General features: G+C 63.5%; 26 protein-coding genes. 16 read left to right on the forward strand and 10 right to left on the reverse strand.

Annotation, left to right across the window (positions count from 1 at the left end; translation table 11 throughout):
- Positions 1-91 precede the first annotated feature (91 nt).
- Both CLU88_RS04775 and xseA read right to left on the reverse strand, forming a co-directional pair.
- Entirely contained in the window at positions 92-673 is a 582-nt protein-coding gene (locus tag CLU88_RS04775; protein ID WP_099655608.1) for a superoxide dismutase, read from the reverse strand.
- A gap of 182 nt (positions 674-855) precedes the next feature.
- Positions 856-2,184, reverse strand: a complete 1,329-nt coding sequence (gene xseA, locus CLU88_RS04780) for an exodeoxyribonuclease VII large subunit (protein WP_099655609.1) — start codon at positions 2,182-2,184, stop codon at positions 856-858.
- Positions 2,185-2,536: 352 nt separating this feature from the next.
- On the opposite strand from xseA, the gene CLU88_RS04785 reads away from it, so the two are divergent.
- From CLU88_RS04785 to adk, 6 genes are all read left to right on the forward strand, one after another.
- On the forward strand, positions 2,537-3,169 hold the full coding sequence (locus CLU88_RS04785; protein WP_099655610.1) for a MotA/TolQ/ExbB proton channel family protein: 633 nt from the start codon (positions 2,537-2,539) through the stop codon (positions 3,167-3,169).
- 26 nt (positions 3,170-3,195) lie between these two features.
- Positions 3,196-3,630, forward strand: coding sequence for a biopolymer transporter ExbD (locus CLU88_RS04790; protein ID WP_099658657.1), 435 nt, complete (start codon positions 3,196-3,198; stop codon positions 3,628-3,630).
- Between the two features lie 5 nt (positions 3,631-3,635).
- On the forward strand, positions 3,636-4,751 hold the full coding sequence (gene lpxK, locus CLU88_RS04795; protein ID WP_099655611.1) for a tetraacyldisaccharide 4'-kinase: 1,116 nt from the start codon (positions 3,636-3,638) through the stop codon (positions 4,749-4,751).
- A 32-nt stretch (positions 4,752-4,783) separates the two neighbouring features.
- Positions 4,784-4,966, forward strand: a complete 183-nt coding sequence (locus tag CLU88_RS04800; RefSeq protein WP_099655612.1) for a Trm112 family protein — start codon at positions 4,784-4,786, stop codon at positions 4,964-4,966.
- Complete coding sequence (gene kdsB, locus CLU88_RS04805) at positions 4,963-5,820, forward strand: 3-deoxy-manno-octulosonate cytidylyltransferase (RefSeq protein ID WP_369827597.1); 858 nt, start codon at positions 4,963-4,965, stop codon at positions 5,818-5,820. The genes CLU88_RS04800 and kdsB overlap by 4 nt, the downstream gene beginning before the upstream one ends.
- 163 nt (positions 5,821-5,983) lie before the next feature.
- The gene (gene adk, locus CLU88_RS04810) at positions 5,984-6,640 is read left to right on the forward strand and encodes an adenylate kinase (protein ID WP_099655614.1); all 657 of its coding nucleotides are present in this window, start codon (positions 5,984-5,986) and stop codon (positions 6,638-6,640) included.
- Between the two features lie 142 nt (positions 6,641-6,782).
- Here the strand turns inward: adk and CLU88_RS04815 are convergent, their stop codons facing one another.
- The gene (locus CLU88_RS04815) at positions 6,783-7,754 is read right to left on the reverse strand and encodes an asparaginase (protein WP_233205374.1); all 972 of its coding nucleotides are present in this window, start codon (positions 7,752-7,754) and stop codon (positions 6,783-6,785) included.
- Positions 7,755-7,841: 87 nt separating this feature from the next.
- Here CLU88_RS04815 and lexA point away from each other — a divergent pair, with 87 nt between their 5' ends.
- A complete protein-coding gene (gene lexA / locus CLU88_RS04820; RefSeq protein ID WP_099655616.1) occupies positions 7,842-8,516 on the forward strand; it encodes a transcriptional repressor LexA in 675 nt (224 codons plus the stop codon).
- Positions 8,517-9,249: 733 nt separating this feature from the next.
- Entirely contained in the window at positions 9,250-10,257 is a 1,008-nt protein-coding gene (locus CLU88_RS04825) for a D-2-hydroxyacid dehydrogenase family protein (RefSeq protein ID WP_099655617.1), read from the forward strand.
- 126 nt (positions 10,258-10,383) lie between these two features.
- Here the strand turns inward: CLU88_RS04825 and CLU88_RS04830 are convergent, their stop codons facing one another.
- The 4 genes from CLU88_RS04830 to CLU88_RS04850 all read right to left on the reverse strand — a co-directional run bounded on the left by CLU88_RS04830 (position 10,384) and on the right by CLU88_RS04850 (position 14,262).
- Positions 10,384-11,514: a branched-chain amino acid ABC transporter substrate-binding protein gene (locus CLU88_RS04830; RefSeq protein ID WP_099655618.1), complete on the reverse strand. Its 1,131-nt coding sequence runs from the start codon at positions 11,512-11,514 to the stop codon at positions 10,384-10,386.
- A gap of 131 nt (positions 11,515-11,645) precedes the next feature.
- Positions 11,646-11,846, reverse strand: coding sequence for a hypothetical protein (locus CLU88_RS04835; RefSeq protein ID WP_099655619.1), 201 nt, complete (start codon positions 11,844-11,846; stop codon positions 11,646-11,648).
- Positions 11,847-12,305: 459 nt separating this feature from the next.
- Positions 12,306-12,740, reverse strand: a complete 435-nt coding sequence (locus CLU88_RS04845) for a DNA polymerase III subunit chi (RefSeq protein WP_099655621.1) — start codon at positions 12,738-12,740, stop codon at positions 12,306-12,308.
- A gap of 4 nt (positions 12,741-12,744) precedes the next feature.
- Complete coding sequence (locus CLU88_RS04850; RefSeq protein WP_099655622.1) at positions 12,745-14,262, reverse strand: leucyl aminopeptidase; 1,518 nt, start codon at positions 14,260-14,262, stop codon at positions 12,745-12,747.
- Positions 14,263-14,285: 23 nt separating this feature from the next.
- On the opposite strand from CLU88_RS04850, the gene lptF reads away from it, so the two are divergent.
- The 6 genes from lptF to CLU88_RS04880 all read left to right on the forward strand — a co-directional run bounded on the left by lptF (position 14,286) and on the right by CLU88_RS04880 (position 19,618).
- Positions 14,286-15,380, forward strand: a complete 1,095-nt coding sequence (gene lptF / locus CLU88_RS04855; protein WP_099655623.1) for an LPS export ABC transporter permease LptF — start codon at positions 14,286-14,288, stop codon at positions 15,378-15,380.
- Positions 15,377-16,489, forward strand: coding sequence for an LPS export ABC transporter permease LptG (gene lptG, locus CLU88_RS04860; protein ID WP_099658658.1), 1,113 nt, complete (start codon positions 15,377-15,379; stop codon positions 16,487-16,489). The genes lptF and lptG overlap by 4 nt, the downstream gene beginning before the upstream one ends.
- A gap of 23 nt (positions 16,490-16,512) precedes the next feature.
- Complete coding sequence (locus CLU88_RS04865; RefSeq protein ID WP_099655624.1) at positions 16,513-16,893, forward strand: sirohydrochlorin chelatase; 381 nt, start codon at positions 16,513-16,515, stop codon at positions 16,891-16,893.
- Positions 16,894-17,014: 121 nt separating this feature from the next.
- The gene (locus CLU88_RS04870) at positions 17,015-17,956 is read left to right on the forward strand and encodes a CysB family HTH-type transcriptional regulator (protein ID WP_099655625.1); all 942 of its coding nucleotides are present in this window, start codon (positions 17,015-17,017) and stop codon (positions 17,954-17,956) included.
- Between the two features lie 68 nt (positions 17,957-18,024).
- Positions 18,025-19,191: a pyridoxal phosphate-dependent aminotransferase gene (locus CLU88_RS04875; protein ID WP_099655626.1), complete on the forward strand. Its 1,167-nt coding sequence runs from the start codon at positions 18,025-18,027 to the stop codon at positions 19,189-19,191.
- Between the two features lie 10 nt (positions 19,192-19,201).
- Positions 19,202-19,618 carry a hypothetical protein gene (locus CLU88_RS04880; RefSeq protein WP_099655627.1) on the forward strand — a complete coding sequence of 139 codons (417 nt, stop codon included), beginning with the start codon at positions 19,202-19,204 and terminating at the stop codon, positions 19,616-19,618.
- Between the two features lie 116 nt (positions 19,619-19,734).
- Here the strand turns inward: CLU88_RS04880 and CLU88_RS04885 are convergent, their stop codons facing one another.
- The 3 genes from CLU88_RS04885 to CLU88_RS04900 form a co-directional block, all read right to left on the reverse strand.
- Positions 19,735-20,640 carry a DMT family transporter gene (locus CLU88_RS04885; RefSeq protein ID WP_099658659.1) on the reverse strand — a complete coding sequence of 302 codons (906 nt, stop codon included), beginning with the start codon at positions 20,638-20,640 and terminating at the stop codon, positions 19,735-19,737.
- A 106-nt stretch (positions 20,641-20,746) separates the two neighbouring features.
- Positions 20,747-21,700, reverse strand: a complete 954-nt coding sequence (locus CLU88_RS04890; RefSeq protein ID WP_099655628.1) for a LysR family transcriptional regulator — start codon at positions 21,698-21,700, stop codon at positions 20,747-20,749.
- Between the two features lie 301 nt (positions 21,701-22,001).
- On the reverse strand, positions 22,002-22,976 hold the full coding sequence (locus CLU88_RS04900; protein ID WP_199173508.1) for a quinone oxidoreductase: 975 nt from the start codon (positions 22,974-22,976) through the stop codon (positions 22,002-22,004).
- A gap of 485 nt (positions 22,977-23,461) precedes the next feature.
- Between CLU88_RS04900 and kdpF the strand changes: the two genes are divergently transcribed.
- Positions 23,462-23,560 (forward strand): K(+)-transporting ATPase subunit F, encoded by a 99-nt coding sequence (gene kdpF, locus CLU88_RS04905; RefSeq protein WP_233205375.1) that lies wholly within the window; start codon positions 23,462-23,464, stop codon positions 23,558-23,560.
- Positions 23,557-25,350 (forward strand): potassium-transporting ATPase subunit KdpA, encoded by a 1,794-nt coding sequence (kdpA, locus tag CLU88_RS04910; RefSeq protein ID WP_099655629.1) that lies wholly within the window; start codon positions 23,557-23,559, stop codon positions 25,348-25,350. Before kdpF ends, kdpA begins: the two co-directional genes overlap by 4 nt.
- The last annotated feature ends 14 nt before the right edge of the window (positions 25,351-25,364 follow it).

Below are 25,364 nucleotides of genomic sequence, written 5' to 3' on the forward strand. Positions count from 1 at the left end.
CGCCAGCCCATGGCTGCGCAGGCTTTGCCCATAAAAAAACGGCCTTGCGGCCGTTTTTTTATGCCCGGATGAAACCAGGCATCAAGCGAAATCAGGCGAAGTTGGCTTCGGCAAACTTCCAGTTGACCAGCTTGTCCAGGAAGGTTTCCACAAACTTGGGACGCAGGTTGCGGTAGTCGATGTAGTAGGCGTGTTCCCACACGTCCACCGTCAGCAGAGCCTTGTCGGCGGTCGTCAGGGGCGTGCCAGCGGCGCCGGTGTTGACGATGTCAACGCTGCCGTCGGCCTTCTTCACCAGCCAGGTCCAGCCGGAGCCAAAGTTGCCCACGGCGCTCTTGACGAAGGCTTCCTTGAAAGCAGCGTAGGAGCCGAACTTGGCGTTGATGGCGTCGGCCAGGGCGCCTGTGGGTTCGCCGCCACCGTTCGGGGCCATGCAGTTCCAGAAGAAGGTGTGGTTCCAGATCTGGGCTGCGTTGTTGTAGATGCCGCCGGACGACTTCTTGATGATCTCTTCGAGCGACAGCGACTCGAACTCAGTGCCCTTTTGCAGGTTGTTCAGGTTCACCACATAGGCGTTGTGGTGCTTGCCATGGTGAAACTCCAGCGTTTCCTTGCTGTAGTGGGGGGCCAGGGCGTCGATGGCGTAAGGCAGCGGGGGAAGGGTATGTTCCATGGTGGTGTTTCCTCGTGGTTTGCAATGCTGGAAGGTGGGCGGCGGCTTGGCAGGCAAGCCGCCCCACGCCTGGCGCGCAATTTGACGCGACGTGGCATTGTAGGAAGATCAATAGCCTTGTGCAGAGAAGTGGAGATACATCGCAACACCGCATGGCCGCAAGCGCTGCGCGCCCACAACCCTCACAACAGGCGCGGCTGCCCCACCGTCAAGTCCAGCACCCCATCGGCCAGCGTGGCCCGCAGCGCATCGCCCGGGCGGGCCTGGCCCACACCTGTGACGGTGTGGCCATCGCTGTCGGTCAGCAAGGCGTAGCCGCGCTGCAGCACCAGTTGCGGGTTCAGCAGCTCCAGCTGCATACGTGCGCGCTCCAGCCGGTCAGACTGCTGCGCGAGCTGGCGGGTCACTTTGATAGGCAAATCGGCCTCTAGCGCTTTGTGTTTAAGCGCTAGCCGCTCTAAATTCAATAGCATGCCATGGCGCATGCGCTGTGCGCAGCGGGCCAGGCGCAGTTGCTCGCGCGCAGCCAGGCCCGACGGGCGCCCCAGCCGCTGCGCGGCTTGGTCCAGCCGCTGGTGGCGTGCGTCCAGCTGGCGCTGCACGGCGGTGTCCAGGCGGTCGGCGAGCAGGTCCAGCGCGCCCAGCCACACCTCGCGCGGCTGCGCCACCAGCTCGGCCGCCGCCGTGGGCGTGGGCGCACGCAAATCGGCGCAGAAGTCGGCAATGGTGAAGTCGGTCTCGTGCCCCACACCGCTGACCAGGGGCACAGGGCTTTGCACCACGGTGCGCGCCAGTTGCTCATCATTGAAGGCCCACAGGTCCTCCATCGACCCGCCGCCCCGCACCAGCAGGATGACGTCGATAGGGACGGTGCCCCCTGGCTCGGGGCCCCAAGGCGCACCCGCGCCCTCGGCCCAGGCGTACATCTGCCGCAGCGCAGCCACCATGGACTGCGGGGCCGCCGCGCCCTGCACCTGCGCCGGGATCAACGCCACCGGGATGTGCGGCACCCGGCGGCGCAGCGCCGTGACCACATCGTGCAAGGCAGCAGCCCCCAGCGAGGTGACCAAGCCAATGCCGCGCGGCTGCAGCGGCAAGGGGCGCTTGCGCCGCGCGTCGAACAGGCCTTCGGATTCGAGCTGAGCCTTGAGGCGCAAGAACTGCTCAAACAGGGCGCCCTGCCCTGCGCGCTGCATGCTCTCCACAATGAACTGCAAGTCGCCCCGGGCCTCGTAGACCCCCAGACGACCACGCACCTCGACCAATTCACCATCTCTGGGAGAAAAGTCAAGCAGCCCGGCCGCACGGCGGAACATGGCGCAACGCAACTGGCCCGCGGCGTCCTTGATCGAGAAATAGCAATGCCCGCTGGATGCGCGCGAGAAGCCGGTTATCTCGCCCCGCACCGCGACAGGGTTGAAGCGCGCCTCCAGCGCATCAGCAATGGCGCGGCACAGCGCGCCGACTTCCCACACACGCGGCGTGGCTGCGGGGGTGGACGCCTCAAACATGGGCCACCACGGGCCTTGGCGCAGCCGCGTGGCCCCAAGTACTCCACAGCGCGGGCGACGCACCAGCGCCACACACCCCGGCCAAGCCAACACCCTGCAAAAGACGCAAACACGTACAAGTCATTGTTTTATATGGATTTTTTGCTGTGCAATTTTTCATCAATCTGTTGCAACGCCCATTTGGCGCCGCTTTGGCGGGGATACCCACCCGCTTACCCACAAAGTTATCCACAGATTTTGTGGGCGAGGCCTGCGCACCGAAGGCGGCGATTTCTCGTAACGGTTTGTGACCTCAAAGCGCCAGCTGCCTGGGCCATAATTGCCGACTGACTTCACCTGAGCGGAGAGAGAATTGCTGTCCATCATACAAGCCGCAGGCTGGCCCATTTGGCCCCTCATTGCCTGTTCTGTCCTGGCTCTGGCCTTGATTTGCGAGCGCTTTGTTTCCTTGAAAACAGCTCGCATCGCCCCCCCCAAACTGCTGGACGAGGCCATCACCGTGTCCTCCCGCTCGCTGCCCACCCCGGACGTCGTCAACCAGTTGGCCCAAAGCTCGGCCCTGGGTGAGGTGCTGGCCTCGGGCCTGCGTGCGCTCAACGCCAACCCCCAGTGCAGCGAAACCGACCTGCGCGCCACCATGGAGGGCAGCGGCCGGGCCGTGGCCCACCGCCTGGAGAAGTACCTGAGCGCGCTGGCCACCATTGCCTCGGCCGCCCCGCTGCTGGGCCTGCTGGGCACCGTGATCGGCATGATCGAGATCTTTGGCTCGCAAGGCGGCAACACGGGCGCACTGGGAGGCGGCAACCCCGCCCAACTGGCGCAGGGTATTTCCATTGCCCTGTACAACACCGCGTTTGGCCTGATCGTGGCCATCCCGGCGCTGATCTTCTGGCGCTACTTCCGTGGCCGGGTCGATGCCTACCTGCTCACGCTCGAATTGGCGTCTGAGCAGTTTGTGCGCCACATTCTGCGCCACCGCAAGTAAGCAAACAGGCGGCCCAGCGTATGCCCATGAACTTCCGCCCCCGAGCGAAGGATGAGCCGGAAATCAACCTGATTCCGTTCATCGACGTGCTGCTGGTGATCCTCATCTTTTTGATGCTGACCACCACCTACAGCAAGTTCACCGAACTCAAGCTCACCCTGCCGGTGGCCGATGCCGAGCAGCAACGCGACCACCCCAAGGAGGTCATCGTTGCCGTGGCAGCCGATGGCCGCTACGCCGTCAACAAGGGCGGCGTGGAGGGCAAGAGCGTGGACGCAGTGGCCCAGGCCCTGCGCGGCGCCGCCAGCGCAGGCAAAGACAGCGTCGTCATCATCAGCGCCGATGCCATGGCGCCCCACCAGTCGGTGGTGACCGTGATGGAAGCGGCCCGGCGCGTGGGCCTGACACAAATCACCTTCGCGACCCAATCCACCGCTGGCGCGCGCGCAAGCAACCGCTGAGCGGCATGGCAACCCCCACGCCGCAGCCGCCTTCCTCGGCCTCGCGGCCCGGGGGTGTGCAGCCAAACGCATCCCCACCAAAAATCAGTGGCACCCAGGGCTGGCCCGCCCTGTGGCAGCGCCGCAGTGCGCTGAGTTGGGCCCTGTGGCCTGTGTCTCAGCTGTACCGTGCGCTCATGGCGACCCGTGCCGCGCTGTACCAAACCGGCCTGCTGCACTCCGAGCACCCAGGGCGGCCTGTGATCGTCGTGGGCAATGTGGTGGCCGGGGGCTCCGGCAAAACGCCGGTGGTGATGGCGCTGGTCCAACACCTGCAAAGCCTGGGCCTGCGCCCTGGCGTTGTCTCTCGCGGCTATGGCCGCACCACCCAGGGTTGCCTGGCGGTTTTACCCGCCTCGACGGCCTGCGAGGTGGGTGATGAGCCCTTGCTGATCGCGCAGCAGTGCCGCGTGCCGGTGTACGTCGCCAGCAAGCGCACCCTGGCGGCCCGCACTATGCTGGCACAGCACCCCGAGGTGGACGTACTGGTTTGTGACGATGGCCTGCAGCACTTGGCGCTGCAGCGCGATCTGGAAATTTGCGTCTTTAACCCCCACGGCACAGGCAACGGCTTTTTGCTGCCCGCAGGCCCCCTGCGCGAGCCTTGGCCCCGGCGGGTGGACTGGGTGCTTTACACGGGTGATGCTCCGCCACCCAGCCTCGCCACGGCACCAGCCAGCGGCAGCACTTTTGGGCTTCAACGCCACCTTGCCAGTTACGCCGTGGCGGCAGATGGGCGCCAGGTACCTTTGAGCACGCTGCAGGGCCAACCTGTGCACGCAGTGGCTGCCATCGGCCAGCCGGGCCTGTTCTTTGGCATGCTGAGATCCGCAGGACTGACATTGGCCACCCAGGAAGCTCTGCCAGATCACTATGATTTTGATAGCTGGCAGCGCATATCTGATCAGCCCGAGGTGCTTGTTTGCACTGAAAAAGACGCTGTCAAACTGTGGAAACAGCACCCCGACGCCCTGGCCGTGCCCTTGCAGATCACGCTGGACGATGGCTTCCTTCGCCAATTGAAGGAACGGCTGGCCAGCCTGGCTTCGCCGCTATCATCCCCCGACCCTTTCGCGCGCTGAGCGCGCCGCTTTTTCAGATTGAACACACCGCCATGGACCCCAAACTGCTTGAACTGCTGGTATGCCCCGTTACCAAAGGCCCCCTGACGTTTGATCGGGAGAACCAAGAGCTGGTTTCTCGCAGCGCCCGCTTGGCCTACCCCGTGCGCGATGGCATTCCGGTGTTGCTGGAAAACGAAGCCCGCCCCCTGAGCGACGAGGAGCTGGAGGCATGAGCGACGGGCCAGCGATGCCAGGCCTCTCGCCCAGCTCCGCTGCGATCAGCAGCGCCCCATTCACCGTGCTGATCCCCGCCCGACTGGCATCCTCACGGCTGCCCAACAAGCCGCTGGCCGACATTGCCGGGACACCCATGGTGGTTCGCGTGGCCCAGCGCGCCCAGCAAAGCCAGGCCCAGCGCGTGGTGGTGGCGGCGGACGACGCCCTCATTCTGCAAGCCTGCCAACAGCATGGCATTGAGGCCGTGCTGACCGACAAACACCATGCCAGCGGCAGCGACCGCTTGGCACAGGCCTGCGAGCAACTGGGTTTGCAAGGCGACGACATCGTCGTCAACGTGCAGGGCGATGAGCCTTTGATAGACCCGGCCCTGATCAACGCCGTGGCGGGCCTGCTGGCCACACAAGCCCAGGCCAGCATGGGCACAGCAGCCCACCCCATCGCATCGAGGGACGACTACCTGAACCCCAACGTGGTCAAGGTCGTGCTCGATGCCCAGGGCTTGGCCCACTATTTCAGCCGCGCGCCCATTCCGTGGTCGCGAGACCATTCGGACATCGCCTGGTGGGATGCAGCCACCCCAAGCCCCGTGGCCCACAGCGCCGCAGGCTTTTCGCCGCTGCGCCATGTCGGCATCTACAGCTACCGTGCAGGCTTTCTGCGGCAGTTTCCCCAATTGCCCGTCGCCCCCACCGAGACCGTGGAGGCCCTGGAGCAACTGCGCGCGCTGTGGCATGGGCACCGCATCGCCGTACACATTGCGGCCACAGCGCCCGGCCCAGGGGTGGACACACCGGAAGATTTGGCAAAAGTTCGCGCCTTGCTGGCCCCCGCCGCCCCCCATCACTGAGCAGGCTGCACACCGGGAAAACACAGTCGCCAAAGCAGCGGCAGCGTAAGGCTGTACCAAGCTGTCACATGCTATCCTTGCCCGCAACGAGAGCACGGCATCCCGGGCGGACTTTCACGCCCCCGCCAGCCCTGCCGCACGATTTCTAACCTTGAGGACCTCCATGAGACTGATTCTGTTGGGCGCGCCTGGCGCCGGAAAGGGCACGCAAGCCACCTTCATCTGCCAGAAGTACGGCATTCCTCAAATCTCCACCGGAGACATGCTGCGCGCCGCCGTCAAGGCCGGCACGCCCCTGGGTCTGCAAGCCGATGCAGTGATGAAGGCCGGCGCACTGGTCAGCGACGAGCTGATCATCAATCTGGTCAAAGAGCGCATCGCCCAGCCCGACTGCGCCAAGGGGTTCCTGTTCGATGGATTCCCCCGCACCATTCCCCAAGCCGATGCCATGAAGGCTGCTGGCGTCAAGCTGGATTACGTGCTCGAAATCGACGTACCTTTTGAAGCCATCGTGGAGCGCATGAGCGGCCGCCGCTCGCACCCTGCCAGTGGCCGCACCTACCACGTCAAGTTCAACCCACCCAAGGTGGAAGGCAAGGACGATGTGACGGGTGAAGACCTGATCCAGCGCGACGACGACAAGGAAGAAACCGTCAAGAAGCGCCTGCAGGTCTACAGCGACCAGACACGCCCCTTGGTGGACTACTACAGCAACTGGGCACAACAAGAGCCCACGCAGGCCCCCAAGTACCGCGCCATCAGCGGCACGGGCACGGTGGATGAGATCACCGCCCGCGCATTTGAAGCGCTGAGCCACTGACCTTGGAGGGGCGCCTGCCCCGATCCATCCCGGTGGCAAACCGCCAAGAAAAAACCCCTTGCCGCAGCGCTGCAGCAAGGGGTTTTTCTATGCCCAGCAGCCCCGTTCGCAGACCCGCCCGAACGGGGGCAGCAGTGCCAGATCACACAGCCTGCGCCACATTGCGTGACATCAGGTCCAACATCAGTTGAATCCGCGCCTTGATGGGCGACAGCCCCGCTGCTCCGGCAAAGTCGCCTGCGGGCCCCACCAACGTGTGCCCTTGCCCGCACCGGGTAGCGGTCACCACGCAAACGCCCTGCTGCTGCGCGCGCAGCAAAGCCTTCTTCAGCGCATGGTGGATGGAGCCATTGCCCGTAGCGGCGATCACCAGGCCCTGCACACGCGCCTGCACCAAGGCATCCACTACGCGCCCATTGGCGCCCGCCCCACTGCACACCACCTCCACCCAGGGCCAGTCTGCAGCGGCAGGCATCCTGTGCAGCAATGCAGCATGGGCGCCCCGACACCCTGCACCGGGCTCCCGCGCCCAACGCACTTGCCCCTCCTCCACCCACCCGCACGGCCCCGCCTCGCCGGACGTGAAAGCGTCCACACGGTAAGGAAATGCCTTGTGAACCTGCTTTGCGGAATGCACGACGCCCGCAGCCACCGCCAACACACCACCAACGCCGGGATGGATCACCACGGCGACAGCATCCAGCAAGTTCTGTGGCCCGTCAGGCGTCAAGGAACTGGCCGGCCGCATCGCACTGACCAGAACAACGGGCTTGGAGGTGTCCAACACCGCACTCAAAAACCACGCCGTCTCTTCCAGTGTGTCGGTGCCGTGGGTGATCACCACCCCTTTCACCTGGGGGTCTGACAACACCTCCTGGCAGCGCAGCGCCAACGCACGCCACACGTCCCAGTCCATGTCTTTGCTGTCGATCTGGGCAATTTGCTCAGATTCCAAAACATGCCCTTGCAGCGCCTTGCCCAGCCCCGGCACGCCTTGCAGCAAGTCCGCGACACCCACCTCCGCTGCTTTGTAACCCACGTTGTCCTCCGCACTCGCGGCCTTCCCGGCAATCGTGCCGCCCGTCCCCAAAACGACGATTTTTTGCGTACTCACTTGCGCACTCCAAAAAACTGGTGAAAAATACAGGTACTGGATTAAAAAACAGTAACCCTAAACCCTCAGCAAGCCGCAGACACAGTCATGTTCGACAACCCCAAACTCACGGCCCGGCAACAACAGATTCTGGACTTGATCCAGACCGCCATCGCACGCACAGGGGCCCCCCCTACCCGTGCAGAGATCGCCACAGAGCTGGGTTTCAAGTCGGCCAACGCGGCAGAAGAACACCTGCAGGCCCTTGCGCGCAAAGGCGTCATCGAGTTGGTCAGCGGCACGTCGCGTGGCATTCGGCTGCGCAGCGACACGGTTCGTGCCATCAATGCCGCCAGAGGGCAGCACTTTGCGGCACCGCTGCAGCAAGTGTCTCAGCTCTTCCTGCCGCTGATTGGGCGCGTGGCTGCTGGCTCCCCCATTCTCGCGCAGGAACATGTGGACCAAACCTACTGCGTGGAAAACAGCCTCTTTCAGCACAAGCCAGATTACCTCCTCAAGGTGCGAGGCATGTCCATGCGCGACGCAGGCATCATGGACGGCGACCTGCTGGCAGTGCAGGCCACCAAAGAGGCACGCAATGGCCAAATTGTGGTGGCCCGCCTGGGCGACGAAGTCACCGTCAAACGGCTCAAACGCACCGCCAAGGGGGTTGAGCTTTTGCCCGAGAACCCCGACTACCCTGTCATTACCGTGCAGCCTGGGGAGGCCTTTGAAATCGAGGGATTGGCTGTGGGCCTCATCAGAAACACGATGCTGATGTAAACCCAACACCAGATGCGCAACCCCTCAGGTGGCGGGCGTTTGACGAGGTAGCCACACCTTGTCAGCCCTGGGGGACGCTGTGTTTTTGAAATCCTGCCTATGTTCATCCACCGATCTTCGGAGTATTCACATGGGAATTGGATCTTTGACTCTCTCCTCGTTCGCCTCGCCCCTGCAAGTGCTGTCGCGCTGGCTCGCCCCCAGGGCACTTGGCCAGGCGCCACTCGGTGGTGAAGTAGCCATTGGCAACGCAGCCTTGGGCAGCGAGCGGGCCAACCCGTGCAAGTTTGCCCAAGGCTTGGTGCTTGAAACGCCTGCGCCGCAGGCTCAGCGCCCAGACCACCCCAAGACCCATGCTCCAGCCCGAAGTGCATGCTCGGCAGCCGAGACAAAGCTGGCGCATCGCCCACTGCCCCATAGCACCCATTCGATGCGTCGCCCCCCTGCGCGGCAGGTGCTGCGGGTTGTGCACTCATCTTGCAACAACGGCTTCGACAAGTTGTTTATTTCGGGCAGAATGGCCGATGTGTGTGCAGAGCTGGACAGACTTGCAGCGCGAGAGACTTTGGCCTGACAACTGCAAGCCTGTTTCCGATCTCGCAGGGTACCGTAAACGGTCCTTGGTAAATCCAAGAGATCAAACTGCCGCACCACACATCGCGTTGCATTTAACTGCGCCATCGTTTGTTCACCGCGCTACCTGAGGGCCGCGCGGGCAAGGCACAATATCGGGATGAATATTGTGATTTTGGACGATTACCAAGACGCAGTGCGCAAGCTCCATTGCGCCACCCGGCTCGACGCCTACACCGCCAAGGTCTACACCAACACTATCAAGGGGTTAGGCCAGTTGTCGGTGCGTCTGCGTGATGCAGACATCATCGTGCTGGTGCGCGAGCGAACGCAAATCACCCGCCAGTTGGTTGAAAAGCTGCCTCGACTCAAACTGATTGCGCAAACTGGCAAAGTGGGTAGCCATATCGATGTGGCGGCCTGTACGGAGCGCGGAATTGCAGTGGCAGAAGGCGTTGGCTCTCCAGTAGCCCCCGCCGAGTTGACTTGGGCACTGGTGATGGCAGCCTCTCGCCGCCTTCCTCAATACATCGCCAACCTCAAGCATGGCGCTTGGCAGCAGTCAGGACTCAAAAACGCGTCCATGCCCCCCAACTTTGGCATTGGAACGGTGCTGAGGGGTAAAACGCTGGGCATTTGGGGCTATGGACGCATAGGGCAATTGGTGGCGGGATATGGCCGCGCATTTGGCATGAATGTGCGCATCTGGGGCAGAGAGGCCTCAAGAGCCCAGGCGCTAACCGATGGCTACCAGATCGCAACCACCCGCGAGGAGTTCTTCTCTCAGTGCGATGTCATCTCCCTGCACTTGCGGCTGAATGAAGAGACACGCAGTATTGTTTCTTTGGAAGATTTGTCCTGCATGAAGCCGACGGCACTGCTGGTCAACACGTCCCGAGCCGAGTTGGTTGAACCCGACGCACTGATTGCTGCGCTCAATCGCGGACGCCCCGGCATGGCCGCGGTGGACGTTTTCGAAAGCGAGCCCATCCTGCAAGGGCATGCCCTTTTGCGGCTGGAAAACTGTATCTGCACGCCCCACATTGGGTACGTGGAACAGGACAGCTATGAGCTGTACTTCGGCGCCGCGTTTGACAACGTAGTGAACTTCATCAAAGGCACCCCCACCAACATCGTGAATCCAGGTTCACTGCAAGTGCGCCGCTAAGGATTGAAACAACCCCTACGACCTGCGACGCAACGCCATCTTGCATTTCTTCTTGGGCAAGAAAACGTAAAGGCCTTCTGCTGAAACACAGCAGAAGGCCTTTGTTTTAATGGCTACTGAACAGAATTAGTTCAAAGCGACTTTTTTGCCATCCTTGTACACGCTGAGTGTCATAGATGGATTCTTGATTTCGCCATTGGGCTCAAAAGAAATGTTCGCGGTAACACCCTTGAAATTCGCCTTCAACAATTCAGGGGTATAGACCTTAGGATCAACCGAATTGGCACGCTTCATTGCATCGACCAGCAGGAACGTCGCATCGTACGTGTAGGGGCTGTAGATCTGGAACTGACCTGGATACTTGGCGTCATAGCGCTTCTTCCACTCGATACCACCTGGCATCTTCGCGATAGATGAGCCACCTTCTGCACAAATAACGTTGGCCAGCGTTTTAGCGCCAGCTGCGAGTTGAATGATTTCTTGGGTGCAGATACCATCGCCACCGAAATACTTCACATTTGCCATCCCCAATTGCTCCATTTGGCGAAGCATAGGAGCAGCCTGAGGGTGCATACCACCGAAGAAGATAGCATCAGGGTTCTTGGACTTGATGGCCGTCAGGATCGCCATGAAGTCGGTCGCTTTGTCGGTAGTGAACTGTTCGTCCACAACCTTCATGCCCTTGGCTGCCGCTGTCTTCTTGAACACATCAGCCACGCCTTGGCCGTAAGCAGTGCGGTCGTCCACAATCGCAACAGTCTTCAGCTTCAGTGTGTCAACAGCATAGAAAGCCAAGCCAGCACCCAGAGCGTTGTCGTTGGCGATGATGCGGAAGGTCGTCTTGTAGCCAGGCTTTGTCAGGTTGGGATTGGTCGCAGCGCCTGTGACGTGGGGGATACCGCAGTCGTTGTACACCTTGGACGCGGGAATGGTCGTACCGGAGTTCAAATGGCCCACAACGCCAGCAACCTTGGCATCGCACAGTTTTTGTGCAGCAGCCGTACCTTGCTTCGGATCAGCAGCGTCATCTTCAGCCATCAGTTCAAACTTGATCTTCTTGCCACCGATGGTAATACCTTGAGCATTGAGATCCTCGACAGCCATGCGAGCACCGTTCTCATTGTCCTTACCGTAGGAAGCCTGAGGACCAGACATAGGGGCAACGTGACCGATCTTGACCACTTGTTCTTGTGCGGCGGCCAGGCTCGAAATCGCTGCGATAGCAGCAACCACGGTCAGTTTCAACTTCAATTGCATATCAATCTCCAGTAAAGATAAACGCTGAGAATTTTTCTTGTGTCTCAACGCAGTGGAACATATCGCAATTTACAGGCCAGCTCATTAGGGAACACGATTAAATGCAGGGGAAACCACAGGGGTATACCCTGTCATCCTTGAGGTAAGTCAGAGTGTCCGCTGGCCAGCTCGTCGGCCACAGCCTCATACACCGCGTGGCGCACCACGGACTCAATCTCTTCGCGCAAGCGTGGCAGCACCGATCTGGTTTGCTCCTGCACCACCGTGGCGATGGCCTCACGCAACCGCTGGTCCAGCACCACATCCACGCGCTGCATCACCCTATGAACCATGTACTCCTCGGTTCCTTCAGGCAACGATCTGGCGGGCGGACCAGCATCAGCGCGGGCTTCTTTGGCAAAGGCCATTGGGGCTGGGGAAGCCACCGCTGGACTGGAGGAGCCTAAGGCACGCGCGCCCACTCCTGCAGCAGATACCTGGGCCGGGGCCGTCGCAGCAGAACGCACAGCGCCTACAGCGCCTCCTTTTCCGTCCCCCGAAATACCCCGAGCAGCCGGGCTTGGCTGCACAGGGAGCGCCTGAGCAGAAACAGCACCTGTAGCCCCCCCTCTCACCAACGGAGTGCCCGAAACCTTCTCCGTAATCCCTGGAGTGGAGGGAGCCACCGAAGCAGGCGGAGGTTTCGGCACCGATGTAGGGGCTGCGACACTTTGCCCTGATGGGGCTTGCACCACTTCGGTGAGTGTCGGAACAAAGCGTGGTGGGACTCTGGGAGGTGCCGTAGACATTCTTCACCCCCCCTTCAACACCAAATCGTGCCGAACAATCGCGTAGCCACGCGCCGCGTAGTGCTTCCATCGCAGCCGCGCTTGGCCCCGGTCTTGTTCGTCCGTGGAACTCACCACCTCAATGAGCCGAGAAAACCGCTCAAACGCAGCAGGCACTTGAGCTCCCAAATTGAGCAACACGTCCTGATGAGGTGTTGCACCCAACTCAGCAGACAACACGACTGGCGATACCGCCAACTGGTCTTCGTCGGCATCGTCGAAGCAGTGCGCAACAAAGTCCTGCGGCGACACCGACCAAAGCATGCGATCCAGGTCCACCAAAACAGGTTTGGGTGCCAAGATCACCAGCTGGGCCCCCGCCCGCTGGGCCTTGCGCGCAAAGCGGCACGCATAGGCCAGTTTGTCTGGCGCATTGAAGTGAAAGGCGATCTCTGTCATTGGCTCAGCTGGCGGCCGATGCACGCTTTACAGGCTTGGCGCGGGGTTTGGCTGCAGGTTTTTTTGCGACTTCTTTAGCAGCTGCTGCGGCCTGCGTCAGCAGGTACTGAAACAACAAGCCCACAGGACGCCCGGTAGAGCCCTTGGCCGCACCCCCCTTCCAAGCGGTGCCCGCAATGTCCAGGTGCGCCCAGGGGATGTCCCCCACAAATTTTTGCAAGAACTTGGCAGCCGTAATAGAGCCACCAGCCCGCCCAGCCACATTGCCCATGTCAGCAAAATTGCTCTTGAGTCCATCGGCATAGTCATCGTCCAGGGGCATGCGCCAGCACAGGTCCAGCGACACATCACCCGCCTGCTGCAAAGCCAGGGCCAGGTCATCGCGGTTGGCATACAGGCCGCTGCGGACGCCACCCAGGGCAATCACGCAGGCGCCAGTCAGGGTGGCAATGTCAATCAGCGCCGCGGGCTTAAAGCGCGCCGCGTACGTCAGCGCATCACACAACACCAAGCGCCCTTCGGCGTCGGTGTTCAAGATCTCGATGGTCTGGCCGCTCATGCTGGTGACCACATCGCCCGGTTTTACGGCGCGGCCGTCGGGCATGTTCTCGCACGCAGGGATCAAGCCCACCACATTCAATGCGGGCTGCAGCTCAGCCAGGGCCTTGAATACGCCCAGCACACTGGCAGCGCCACACATATCGAACTTCATCTCGTCCATCTCGCCTGCAGGCTTGATGGAGATGCCGCCGGTGTCGAAGGTAATCCCTTTGCCCACCAGCACCACGGCCGGGGCGTCTTTGGCTGCACCACGGTAGTGCAATTCAATGAACCGCAGGGGCTGCTCCGCCCCCTGGGCCACGGCCATGAACGCGCCCATGCCCAGCTTTGCCACTTCGGCAGGGCCATGCACCTTGCATTGGATGCGAGGCTGCTTAGCCAGAGATTTGGCGGCCTCGGCCAACATCGTCGGCGTGGCATGGTTTGCGGGCCTGTTGCCCCATTCACGGGCAAACTCAACGCCGGCAACCAATGCCACTCCTTCATCAAACTCTGACCGGACCTTGATGACATCAAACACCCCCACCACGCAACGCACCAAAGCCCGCGCTTCTGCTTTGGACTTCGTGGTGGTGTAAACATAGCTGGCCTCGGCCACGGCCTGGACCAAGGCGCTGACAGCGGGACCCGACAATGCAGCGGAAGACGCCACAACCATGCGCTTGACCTGCGGCCCCTTGAGCAAGGAAGACAGCGACAGCACCGCTTGGCGGACAGCACGCGCAGACCCATCACCCGCCCCCAGCAACACCACACGCCGGGCAACGGCTGCAGGCGCGTTGTAGCACTGCAGCACCTTGCCCAGCTTGGCACTGAAGTCACCTTGCTTGATGGCTTGCCCTGCCAAGGCCGACAGCGGGTCCTTGCCAGCCTTGAACTCCTCAGTCACCAAAACAGCCAACAAGTCGCATTTTTCGCTTGCGGCGGCATCCAAATCCAGTTTCTTCAGATCAAAGTTCATAATCGGTGTTTTCCTTCGAGCCAATGTTATTCGATTCATCTATTCGCAAGGAGCTGGCGCGCAGCTTCGGCGCGACGCTGGTGGTGCTGGTCACCGTGGTCATGACCATGATGCTGATCCGCACCCTGGGACAAGCCTCACGTGGCAGCGTCAATCCCTCTGACGTCATGCTCGTGATGGGGTTTACCGTGCTCGGTCAACTGCCCATCATTCTCAGCCTGAGCCTGTTTGTTGCGGTGGTCAGCACACTCTCCAGAATGTACCGTGAGAGCGAGATGGTCATCTGGTTTGCCAGTGGCCGTGGGCTGGTCAGCCTGCTGCCGCCTCTGCTGCGCTTTGCCTGGCCTGTCATGGCCGTCATCGCCGTGCTATCGCTGGCAGTCTGGCCCTGGTCCAACACCCAGATCCAGGAACTGAAAACCCGCTACGAACAGCGCAGCGACATTGACCGCATTGCCCCCGGCGAATTCCAGGAGTCGGCCAACGGCAGCAGGGTGTTCTTCATTGACAAAGACGCACCCGACACCCAGGCGGGCAACAACATCTTCATCGCTACGTCGGTAGGCGACAAGGAATCCGTGACCAGCGCACACAGTGCGCGCATGGAAATCAAGGGCGAGGACCGTATCGCCATCTTGATCAACGGCCAACGGCTGGAATCCACCCGAGACAAGGCAGGCCTCAAAGTCAGCGAATTTGAAGAGTATTCCACCCGCATTGGCTCTGCACCGTCGGGCGCTGTGGAAGAGTTCTCCGTCAAGACCCGCTCCACCCCCGCCTTGTTAGCCCAGCCGGTGCCCGCCAACTTGGCAGAACTGGGATGGCGCGCAGGCCTGGCGCTGGCTGCGCTCAATTTTGTGGTGCTTGGCCTGGCGCTGGCCAGCGCTAACCCCCGAGCCGCGCGCAGCACCAGCATGGTGCTGGCGCTCTTTGCTTTCATCATCTACTACAACCTCATGACATTGGGTCAAAGCTGGATTGGCTCCGGCCGCATGGGGCTGGTCGGGTTCATGGTGCTGCTGCACGGTGGCACGCTGGCTGTGGGCCTGCTGCTGCTGGCCATCCGGCACAACCAGTGGACGCCTAGCCGCCTGTGGGCACCAAGGAGCCCTGCGTGAACACCTTACGCCGCCTCATTCACCGCGAAGCTGTTTTTGCGGTCACCTTCGTGACCATTGGCTTTTTGGCGCTGTTCTTCTTCTTTGACCTAGTGGACGAACTGCGCTGGATTGGGCGCACGGGGGAAAACGGCTACCAGCTGTCGCACGCCCTGCTGTTTGTGACGCTCAGCATCCCCAGCCATCTCTACGAGCTGCTGCCCATCACGGTGCTCATTGGCACCATCTTTGTGATGGCGCGCCTGGCGCAAAGCTCTGAGTTCACCATCATGCGCACCAGCGGCATGGGCCCTTGGCTGGCCCTGCGCACCCTGCTCACCTTGGGTGGTTTTTTTGTGCTGGTCACCTTTGCTGTGGGCGACTACCTGGCACCACTGACCGACAAGGCCGCCCAACTGATCAAGGTACGCCACCTGGGCAAGCTCAGCGCTGGCGCCACAGGGGCCTGGCTCAAGGAAAAGCAGGACAACCACTCCTACGCCGTCAATGTGCGCGCCATTGGCCCAGACAGTGGCTTGGTCGATGTGCGGATCTTTGAGTTCGACGAACAAGGCCGCATTGCCTCGCAAACCCACGCAGCGACCGGGCAGGTCAGCGCCAGCCAATCCGGCGCCTGGAACCTGAGCGATGTACAACGCAGTGTTTTCTTCCAGCGCGGCGACACCGAAGCCCGTGTAGAACACCAGAAATTGCCCGAGTGGCAATGGAACACCCATATCAGCGCAGACATGGTGGCAGCCTCCCTGCTCAAGCCAGACCGCATGGCCACGTTCGACCTGTTCCAGTACATCCGCCATCTCGACAGCAACGGGCAATCTGCGCAGCGGTACGAGATCGAGTTCTGGCGCAAAGTTTTTTACCCCCTCAGCTGCCTGGTCATGGTGGTGCTGGCCCTGCCTTTCGCCTATTTGCACTTTCGCTCCGGCGGTATTGCGGGCTATGTGTTTGGCGGGGTGATGGCCGGCATCAGCTTTTTTCTGCTCAACAACGTGTTCGGCTATGCGGGCAACCTGCAAAACTGGTCGCCCTGGCTCACTGCTGCGGCGCCCGGCCTCATTTACTCATTGCTGTCACTTGCCGCTTTTGGGTGGCTGGTGCTCCGGCGTTAGCGCGGCTTATCTCTTTGGCAGCCATGACAACCTCCTCATCCGCCGTCGTGCTTTTCTCACACGGCTCTCGCGATCCTCTGTGGCGCGCCCCCCTGGAGGCCGTTGCTGCCCACATCCAGGCCGCACAGCCCCACCGCCCTGTGGCGTGCGCCTACTTGGAGCTTTGCGAGCCCGACCTCGGCCAAGTGGTGCAAACCCTGGTGGACAAAGGTGCCGCCGCCATCACCGTGGTCCCCATGTTTTTAGGCACTGGCAAACACGCCCGTGAGGACTTGCCCCTGTTGGTAGGCGAACTTCGCACCCAGCACCCCGGCATCACCTTTCATGTGCAACAAGCCATCGGCGAAGACACCCGCATGACCGCGCTGATGGCCCACATTGCATGCGAAACCCCGGCCACCTGAACCAGCAAGCCAGCCCGCCCGACCACTCCAGGCGGGTTCTGCAAACGGGCTGATACGGTGGCAAAGCCTATTCTTTAGACGAATGCAGCATAATGATGAAAATCTTTAGTCTTCATCAGATATGAACCTGCACCAATTCCGCTTCGTTCAAGAGGCTGCACGCCGTAACCTCAATCTGACCGAAGCCGCCAAGGCCCTGCACACCTCTCAGCCCGGCGTCTCCAAAGCCATCATCGAGCTGGAAGAAGAACTGGGCGTGGACATCTTTGCCCGCCACGGCAAGCGCCTCAAGCGCATCACCGAGCCCGGCCAGCACGTGCTCAAGAGCATCGAAGTCATCATGCGTGAGGTGGGTAACTTGAAGCGCATCGGCGAGCAGTTCAGCGCGCAGGACAGCGGCACGCTCAGCATCGCCACCACCCACACCCAGGCCCGCTACGTGCTGCCGGTGCCGGTGGCCCGCCTGCGCGAGGCCTACCCCAAGGTCAACATCAGCCTGCACCAGGCCACGCCGCATGAAGTGGCCCGCATGATCATCGACGAGGTGGCCGAGATCGGCATGGCTACGGAGTCCCTGGCGGACTACCCAGAGCTCGTCACCCTGCCCTGCTACGAATGGCAGCACGTGCTGGTCGTGCCCACCGACCACCCGCTGGCGCAAAAGGAACGCATCGGCCTCGATGACCTGGCGCACGAAGCACTCATCACCTACCACCCCTCCTTCACCGGCCGCGGCAAGATCGACCACGCCTTTGCCGCCCGCAAGCTGCAGCCGCGCATCGTGCTCGAAGCCATCGACTCGGACGTGATCAAGACCTATGTGCGCCTGGGCCTGGGCATCGGCATCGTGGCCGAGATGGCCATGCGCGATGACCCGATGGGCGACTTGGTGGTGCGCCCCGTGGGCCACCTGTTCGGCCAGAGCGTGGCGCGCGTGGCCTTCAAGCGCGGCGCCTACCTGCGCAACTTCGTCTACAAGTTTGCCGAGCTGCTCAGCGACCGCCTGAGCCGCGAACTCATCGCCCGCGCAATGACGGGCCATGTCAACGACTACGAGCTGTGACTCCGAGCCAACCCCAGAAACGTCCCTGAGCCAATCCAAGCTTTTCACGCCTTCCACGCCGCTGCGCCATGACCCAAGCCACCGCCCGCACACCCGCCGTCCCCAGCAAGCTGCCCAACGTGGGCACCACCATCTTCACCGTGATGTCGGCACTGGCCGCAGAACACCAGGCTGTCAACCTGGGCCAGGGCTTTCCCGACTTTGAATGCGCCCCCGAGCTGGTGAACGCCGTCACGGCGGCCATGCAGGCCGGCCACAACCAGTACCCGCCCATGCCCGGCGTGCCGGTACTGCGCGAAGCCGTGGCCCGCAAGATCGAAGCGCTGCATGGCCGGGCCTACCACCCCCACACCGAGATCACCATCACGGCCGGCGCCACGCAGGCCATCATCACCGCCATCCTGGCCGTCGTGCACCCGGGCGACGAAGTCATCGTGCTCGACCCCTGCTACGACAGCTATGTGCCCAACATCGAACTGGCGGGCGGCAAGGCAGTGCGCGTGCCGCTCACGCCCGGCACCTTCCGCCCCGACTTCGGCAAGATCAGCGCGGCCATCACGCCGCGCACCCGCGCCATCCTCATCAACAGCCCGCACAACCCCAGCGCCACGATCTGGACGGCCGAGGAGATGCGCCAGCTCGAAGACCTGCTCGCGCCCACCGACATCCTGCTCATCAGCGACGAGGTGTACGAGCACATGGTGTTCGACGGCGCCGAGCACGAAAGCGCCGCGCGCTTTCCGGGCCTGGCGGCGCGCGCCTTCATCGTGTCGAGCTTCGGCAAGACCTTCCATGTCACCGGCTGGAAGGTCGGCACCGTGGCGGCCCCTGCAGCGCTGACGGCCGAGTTCCGCAAGGTGCACCAGTTCAACGTGTTCACCGTGAACACGCCCATGCAGCACGGCCTGGCCGCCTACCTGCAGGACCCGGCGCCCTACCTGCAACTGCCCGCGTTCTACCAGGCCAAGCGCGACTTGTTCCGCCAGGGCCTGGCGGACTCGCGCCTGAAGCTGCTGCCCAGCACCGGCAGCTACTTCCAGTGCGTGGACATTTCCGCGGTGAGCGATTTGAACGAATCGGACTTTTGCCAGTGGCTCACCCGCGAAGTGGGCGTGGCGGCGATTCCGTTGTCGGCTTTCTATGGCGACGGGTTCGACCAGCGCGTGGTGCGTTTCTGTTTCGCCAAGAAAGACGACACGCTGCGCGCCGCGCTGGAGCGGCTGCGCAAGTTGTGAGGCACTGGCCGTGGCTGCACTGAATTTTTCGGCCCCGCGCATCGTCGCGCCGACGCCCACCAACAAGCTGTTGCCGTTTGAAAAAACGCTGCTCGACGCCACGGCTGACGCACTGCCCGCCGCCGAGGCCCGCCTTTTGCCGCAGCAAGTGCTCTGCATCAACAACATCCGCCGCGTGTCGGACTGGAAACAGATCGAGCTCTACAGCAAGCGCTGGCTGTGGCACCGGTGGCCCGCGGGCGTGCTGTTTGCCCGCAAGGAGAAGTTTCGACTTGCCACCGTGTCGTGCCGGTTCGGCGTCAAAGACGCGCACGTCGAGGTCTGGGCCGTGGATGGCCATGTGTCTGCGCTCAGCGCCTCCACGGGCCTGAGCGGCCTGTCCATCGCCGGGCCGCTGAGCATCCTGGCGGTAGATCCGGGCAGTTAAAAACCCCTTATCTTTGATAAAAAATGGCTGTACCGCGCTCCCACCGCGCGCTACCAGCTACCAAATAGATAGCAAACATCTGCACAACCCCGCAGGTTCTCCTACCTCCGCCCCCATCACCGGCTGGTCTGCCTTGCCATCCACACCCCGGTGGCCGCCAGCGCCATGCCCGCCAGCGCCCAGCCGCTGAGCGTCTCGCCAAACACAGCCCAGGCCACCAATGCGGTCATGGGCGGGGTCAGGTAGAACAGGCTGGCCACGTTCACTGCGCCGCCGCGGCGGATCAGCAGGTTCAGCAAACTGACGGCACCCAGGGACAGCACCAGCACCAGCCAGCCCAGCGCAAAGAGAAACTCGCCGCTCCACTGCACCGCCATCGTTTCGGTCGCGTACGCCAGCACCGCCATGGCCACCACGCACGGCAAGTACTGAATGACCGAGCCGGTGCGCAGGTCGAACGCAGGGCAAAAGCGCTTTTGGTACAGCGTGCCCGCCGTGATGCCCAGCAGCGCCACCACCGCCGGCAGCAGCATACCCACCAGCGCGCCGCCCGGCACCGTGGCCACCTTGCCGGCCACGACCAGCGCCACGCCGGTAAACCCCAGGGCCAGGCCCGCCCACTGCGCGGGCCGCACCTTCTCGCCCAGCAAGGCCCCCGCCACCAGCGCGGTCAGGAGCGGCTGCAGCCCCACCACCAGCGCCGTGATGCCCGACGGCAGCCCGTGGCCGATGGCGATGAACACCCCGCCCAGATACACCCCGTGCACCAAGAGGCCCGACACACCGATGTGCAGCCACGCCCTGCCCGACGGCGGCCACGGAGCCCGCACCAGCGTCACCACCGCCAGCATCAGCACGGCGACGATTGCGAAACGAATGGCCAGAAAGGTGAGCGGCTCCACATACGGCAGCCCCAGCTTGGCGCCGATGAAGCCAGTGCTCCACAGCGCGACGAAGAGCAAGGGCATGAACGCGTCGAGCGTGCCCGGCGTGGCGGTGGGGTGCTGCTGGGGCTGGGGCATTGCCTGGGTCATGGAATGTCAATGAAAGAAAAAGCACAGGGCGGCGTCTGCGCCCGAGGGAAGAAGAAAAAGTCGATAACGCAACGCCGCAAAGCAGCACCGCCGTTCACCGCAGCGCATCCACGGCAGCGTCCGCCTCAGCCAGGGCCTTGCCCGCCCGCGCCGCAAACCAGTCCACCACCCAGGTGCGAAAGGCCGCCATGGCCGCCGTGCTGAACCGGGCCGAGGGCCGCACCAGGTAGATCCCCGCGTCGGCATTGAGCTGCCACTGCGGCAGCACCTGCACCAGCTGGCCCGATGCGATGCCGGGGTTGATCAACCAGTCGCCACCCGCCAGGATGCCCACGCCCATCAGGGCGGCCGCCAGCAGCGCCTCATTGTCGTTGCTGACCAGGGACCCACGCACCACCACGCTGTGGCTCCCACCCGGCTGCGTGAGCTGCCACTCGGGATACGACTGCAGGCCGGTGAAGCCCAGGCAGTTGTGCTGCGCCAGGTCTGCGGGCAGCTGCGGGGTGCCGTTCTTTGCCAGGTAGGCCGGTGCCGCCGCCATGATGCGGCGGTGGCTGCACAGCCGCGTGGCCACCAGCCGGCTGTCGGCCAGTTGGCCGATGCGGATCGCGGCGTCGAAGCGTTCGCCGACGATGTCCACCAGCCGGTCCGCGTACTCCAGCTCCAGCGTGACCTGTGGATGGGCCAGCGCAAATTCGGCCACCATCGGGCTGAGCAGGCGCCGCCCCATGGCGGCAGGCACCGAGACGCGCAGCCGCCCGCGCACCTGCGCTGCACCGTCGGCCGCTTCCTTCTGGGCCTGTGCGATCAGGTCCGTCGCCTCGCGCACCTTCTCGACCAGGCGCAGGCCTTCGTGCGTCAGGTGCAGCTGTCGGGTGGTGCGCTCGACCAGCCTCACACCCAGGCGGCGCTCCAGCGCGTTCACACGCTTGGACAGCACCGAGGGGTGGCGCTGCAGCGCGCGGCCCGCCGCCGCAAACGAACCCGCGTCGCTCAGGGCAAGAAGGGTGGCCAGTTCATCGGCGTGCTGGCTGTCGGGCAGGTCCATCGGGTGTCAAAAGCGCCATAGGGAGCAAAGGGTTAAGAACCTGTTCAAGATCTTTTCAGGGTCGCACAAGTGCCTTGCCGGGATGAGGTGCTAGGCGCAGCGCGCGGCCAATAGCCCGTGCTATTGGCAAGCGGTGCAACAACGCAGACCCGGCAAGACACTTGCCCGAAGGGTTGGAGTGAAATCGGGCGATTGAATGCCTAGGCTGCTTGCATGGGCACAAGCCCATGCGGCACATCCGAAGCATCCACTCATCCCGATTGCACGCCAATGCGATCCCCGAAAAGATTTTGAACAGGTTCTAAGGAGCCAGGATGATCGCACCTTGCGAGCGCCCCTGCTCCAGGTCGGCGTGCGCGGTGCCCACATCGGCCAGCGCGTAGCGGCGCCAGATGCGCGGCGTGATGATGCCGGCCGCCACGGCCTGCAGCACATCCTGGGCGCGCACCTGGTACTCCGCCGCGGTGGCCGTGTGCGCGGCCAGCGAGGGGCGCGTGAGAAACAGCGAGCCCTTGGCATTGAGCGTGCCCACCGCGATGGGCGCAGGCACGCCCGAGGTCGCGCCGAAGGACACCAGCAGGCCGCGCGGGCGCAGGCTGTCGAGCGATGCCTCCAGCGTGGCCCGACCGATGGGGTCGTACACCACGTCGGCCCCGCTGCCGTGCGTGGCCTCGCGCACCTGGCCCGCCAGCGTGGCGGGGTCGAACACGAACACCGCGTCGCAGCCTGCCGCCCGGGCGCGCTCCACGCTTTCGGGCTTGGACACCACGCCCATCACAAAGGCGCCCAGGTGCCGCGCCCAGGCGCACATCAGCTGGCCCAGCGCGCCGCCTGCCCCGTAGATCAGTACCTTCGAGCCCGGGACGACGGGATACGTCGTCCTGAGCAGGTACTGCGCCGTGATGCCCTTGAAGAGCACCGCCGCCGCCTCGTCCAACCCCAGCGCATCGGGCAGCCGGACCAGCCGCTCGGCCGGGAACAGGCGCGCGCTGGCATAGGCGCCCAGCGGCCCGGTGGCGTAACCCACCCGGTCGCCCACCGCCACATTCACTACCCCCGGCCCTACGGCCATCACATGCCCTGCGCCCTCCAGCCCCAGGCCGGTCGGGAACGCAATGGGCACCGCGCCCTTGCGCTGGCTCACGTCCAGCGGATTCACCCCGATGGCCGCCTGCGCGAGCCACACCTGGCCGGGGCCGGGCACTGCGGGCTCCGCCACCTCCAGCTGCAGCGCGTCGGGCCCGCCGGCGGCATCGATCCGCACTCTTTGGTACATGGGCTGCATGGGTTGTTCCTTGTCGTTGGGTTCCATGCCGCAAGCGTAATTTCCGGTGCCGGGCTGAACAATCCGGGCGGGTGCATTTGACCCGTGCATGCGGTGCAGCAACGGCTGCCGGGGCGAGCGCGTGGTCTGCGGCGCCTGCCACTCTCGCGCCGGGCACCATTTGTGCATAAAAAATGCCCCTACCGCTGGATCAGCAAGTGCCAGCAGCTACATTTTTAATAGCAAACACTCAGAACAACCTGTAGGCCCGACCAGCCGCCGCACCCTCCGTCTTGATACGTTCTTGATACCCCGCCCTGCACTCTTGCGGGCATCTTGATGCGCCGATTCCTAGCATCGGTGGCATGCCGCAAGGCTTTCAAGGAGAAGGACATGGACTGGATTTTTATGGTGGCTGGCGGCCTGCTGTGGCTCGCGGTCTACGGGCTTGCCCGGGGCTGTGCCCGGCTGCAGGCGCGCGGTCAGGGGGGGCGGTCATGATGACGAGCGGCTGGATGATCCTCGCGGCCGTGCTGGCCGTGGCGCTGCTGGTGTACCTGGTCGCAGTGCTGCTGCGCCCGGAGGACTTTTCATGAGCACCGGTGCCTGGCTTCAACTGGCAGTGTTCATGGCACTGCTGCTCGCACTGGCATGGCCGCTGGCCCGTGCCATCGATGCGGTGATGAGCGGCCGCTTCGCGCTCGGGCGCAGGCTGGAATCGCCGCTGTTCAAACTGGCGGGCGTGAACCCTGCGGAGGACAGCGGCTGGCTGCGCTATGCGCTCGGCCTGCTGCTGTTCAACGGCCTGGGCCTGCTGGCGGTGTATGCGCTGCAGCGCCTGCAGGGCGTGCTGCCGCTCAACCCCCAGGGCATGGGCGCGATCACGCCGGACTCAGCCTTCAACACCGCCATCAGCTTTGTCAGCAACACCAACTGGCAGGGCTACGGCGGCGAGAGCACCATGAGCTACCTCACGCAGATGCTCGCGCTCACGGTGCAGAACTTTTTGTCGGCCGCCACCGGCATCGCGGTGGTGGTGGCGCTGGTGCGCGGCTTCGCGCGGCATTCAGCCCAAGGCATCGGCAACGTCTGGGTGGACCTGACCCGCGCCACGCTGTGGGTGCTGCTGCCCCTGTCGCTGGTGCTGGCCGTCGTGTTTGCCGGCCAGGGGGTGATCCAGAACCTGTCGCCCTACACCGAGGTGCACACGCTCGAGCCCGTGAACTACGAGGCGCCCAAGGTCGATGCCGCAGGCCAGCCCCTGCTGGACGCCCAGGGTGCGGCCGTGACGGAGCCCGCCACCCAGGCCACGCAGACGCTGGCCATGGGCCCCGTGGCATCGCAGCTGGCGATCAAGATGCTGGGCACCAACGGTGGCGGCTTCTTCAACGCCAACTCGGCACATCCCTTCGAGAACCCCACGGCCGCGAGCAACCTGCTGCAGATGCTGGCGATCTTCCTGATCCCCGCCGCACTGTGCCTGGTGTTCGGCCGCATGGTCGGCGACGAGCGCCAGGGCTGGACCATCCTGGCCACCATGAGCCTGCTGTTCGTCGTGGCCGTGATCGCCACCACCACGTTCGAGCAGCAGGGCAACCCGCTGCTGGCATCGCTGGGCGTGGACCAGGCAGCCAGCAGCCTGCAGGCCGGCGGCAACATGGAGGGCAAGGAGACGCGCTTTGGCGTCGCCGCCTCGGCGCTGTTCGCCGTCATCACCACGGCGGCCAGCTGCGGCGCGGTGATCGCCATGCACGACAGCTTCACGCCCCTGGGCGGTATGGTGCCGCTGGCACTGATGCAGATGGGCGAGGTGGTGTTCGGCGGTGTGGGCTCGGGCCTGTACGGCATGCTGGTGTTCGCCATCATGGCGGTGTTCATCGCCGGGCTCATGATCGGCCGCACGCCCGAATACCTGGGCAAGAAGATCGAGTCGCACGAGATGAAGCTCGTGTCCATCGCCATCCTCGTCACCCCGCTGCTGGTGCTGCTAGGCACCGCCGTGGCAGTGATGACCGAGGCCGGCCGCGCAGGCATCCCCAACCCTGGCGCCCACGGCTTCTCCGAGGTGCTGTACGCCCTGTCGTCCGCCGCCAACAACAACGGCAGCGCGTTTGCCGGGCTGTCTGCCAACACGCCGTTCTACAACACGCTGCTGGGCGTGGCCATGTGGCTCGGGCGCTTTGGCGTGATCGTACCGGTGCTGGCGCTGGCTGGCTCGCTGGCAGCCAAGAAGCGCACCCCCGCCACCGACGGCACCCTGCCCACCCACGGCCCGCTCTTCGTGGCGCTGCTGGCCGGTGTGGTACTGCTGGTGGGCCTCTTGAACTACGTGCCATCGCTGGCGCTGGGGCCCGTGGCCGAGCACCTGGCGCTGTGGGTTCGCTGAACGGACAACAAGAA

The organism is Acidovorax sp. 56 (assembly GCF_002749705.1).
Classification (GTDB): Bacteria; Pseudomonadota; Gammaproteobacteria; order Burkholderiales; family Burkholderiaceae_C; genus Acidovorax.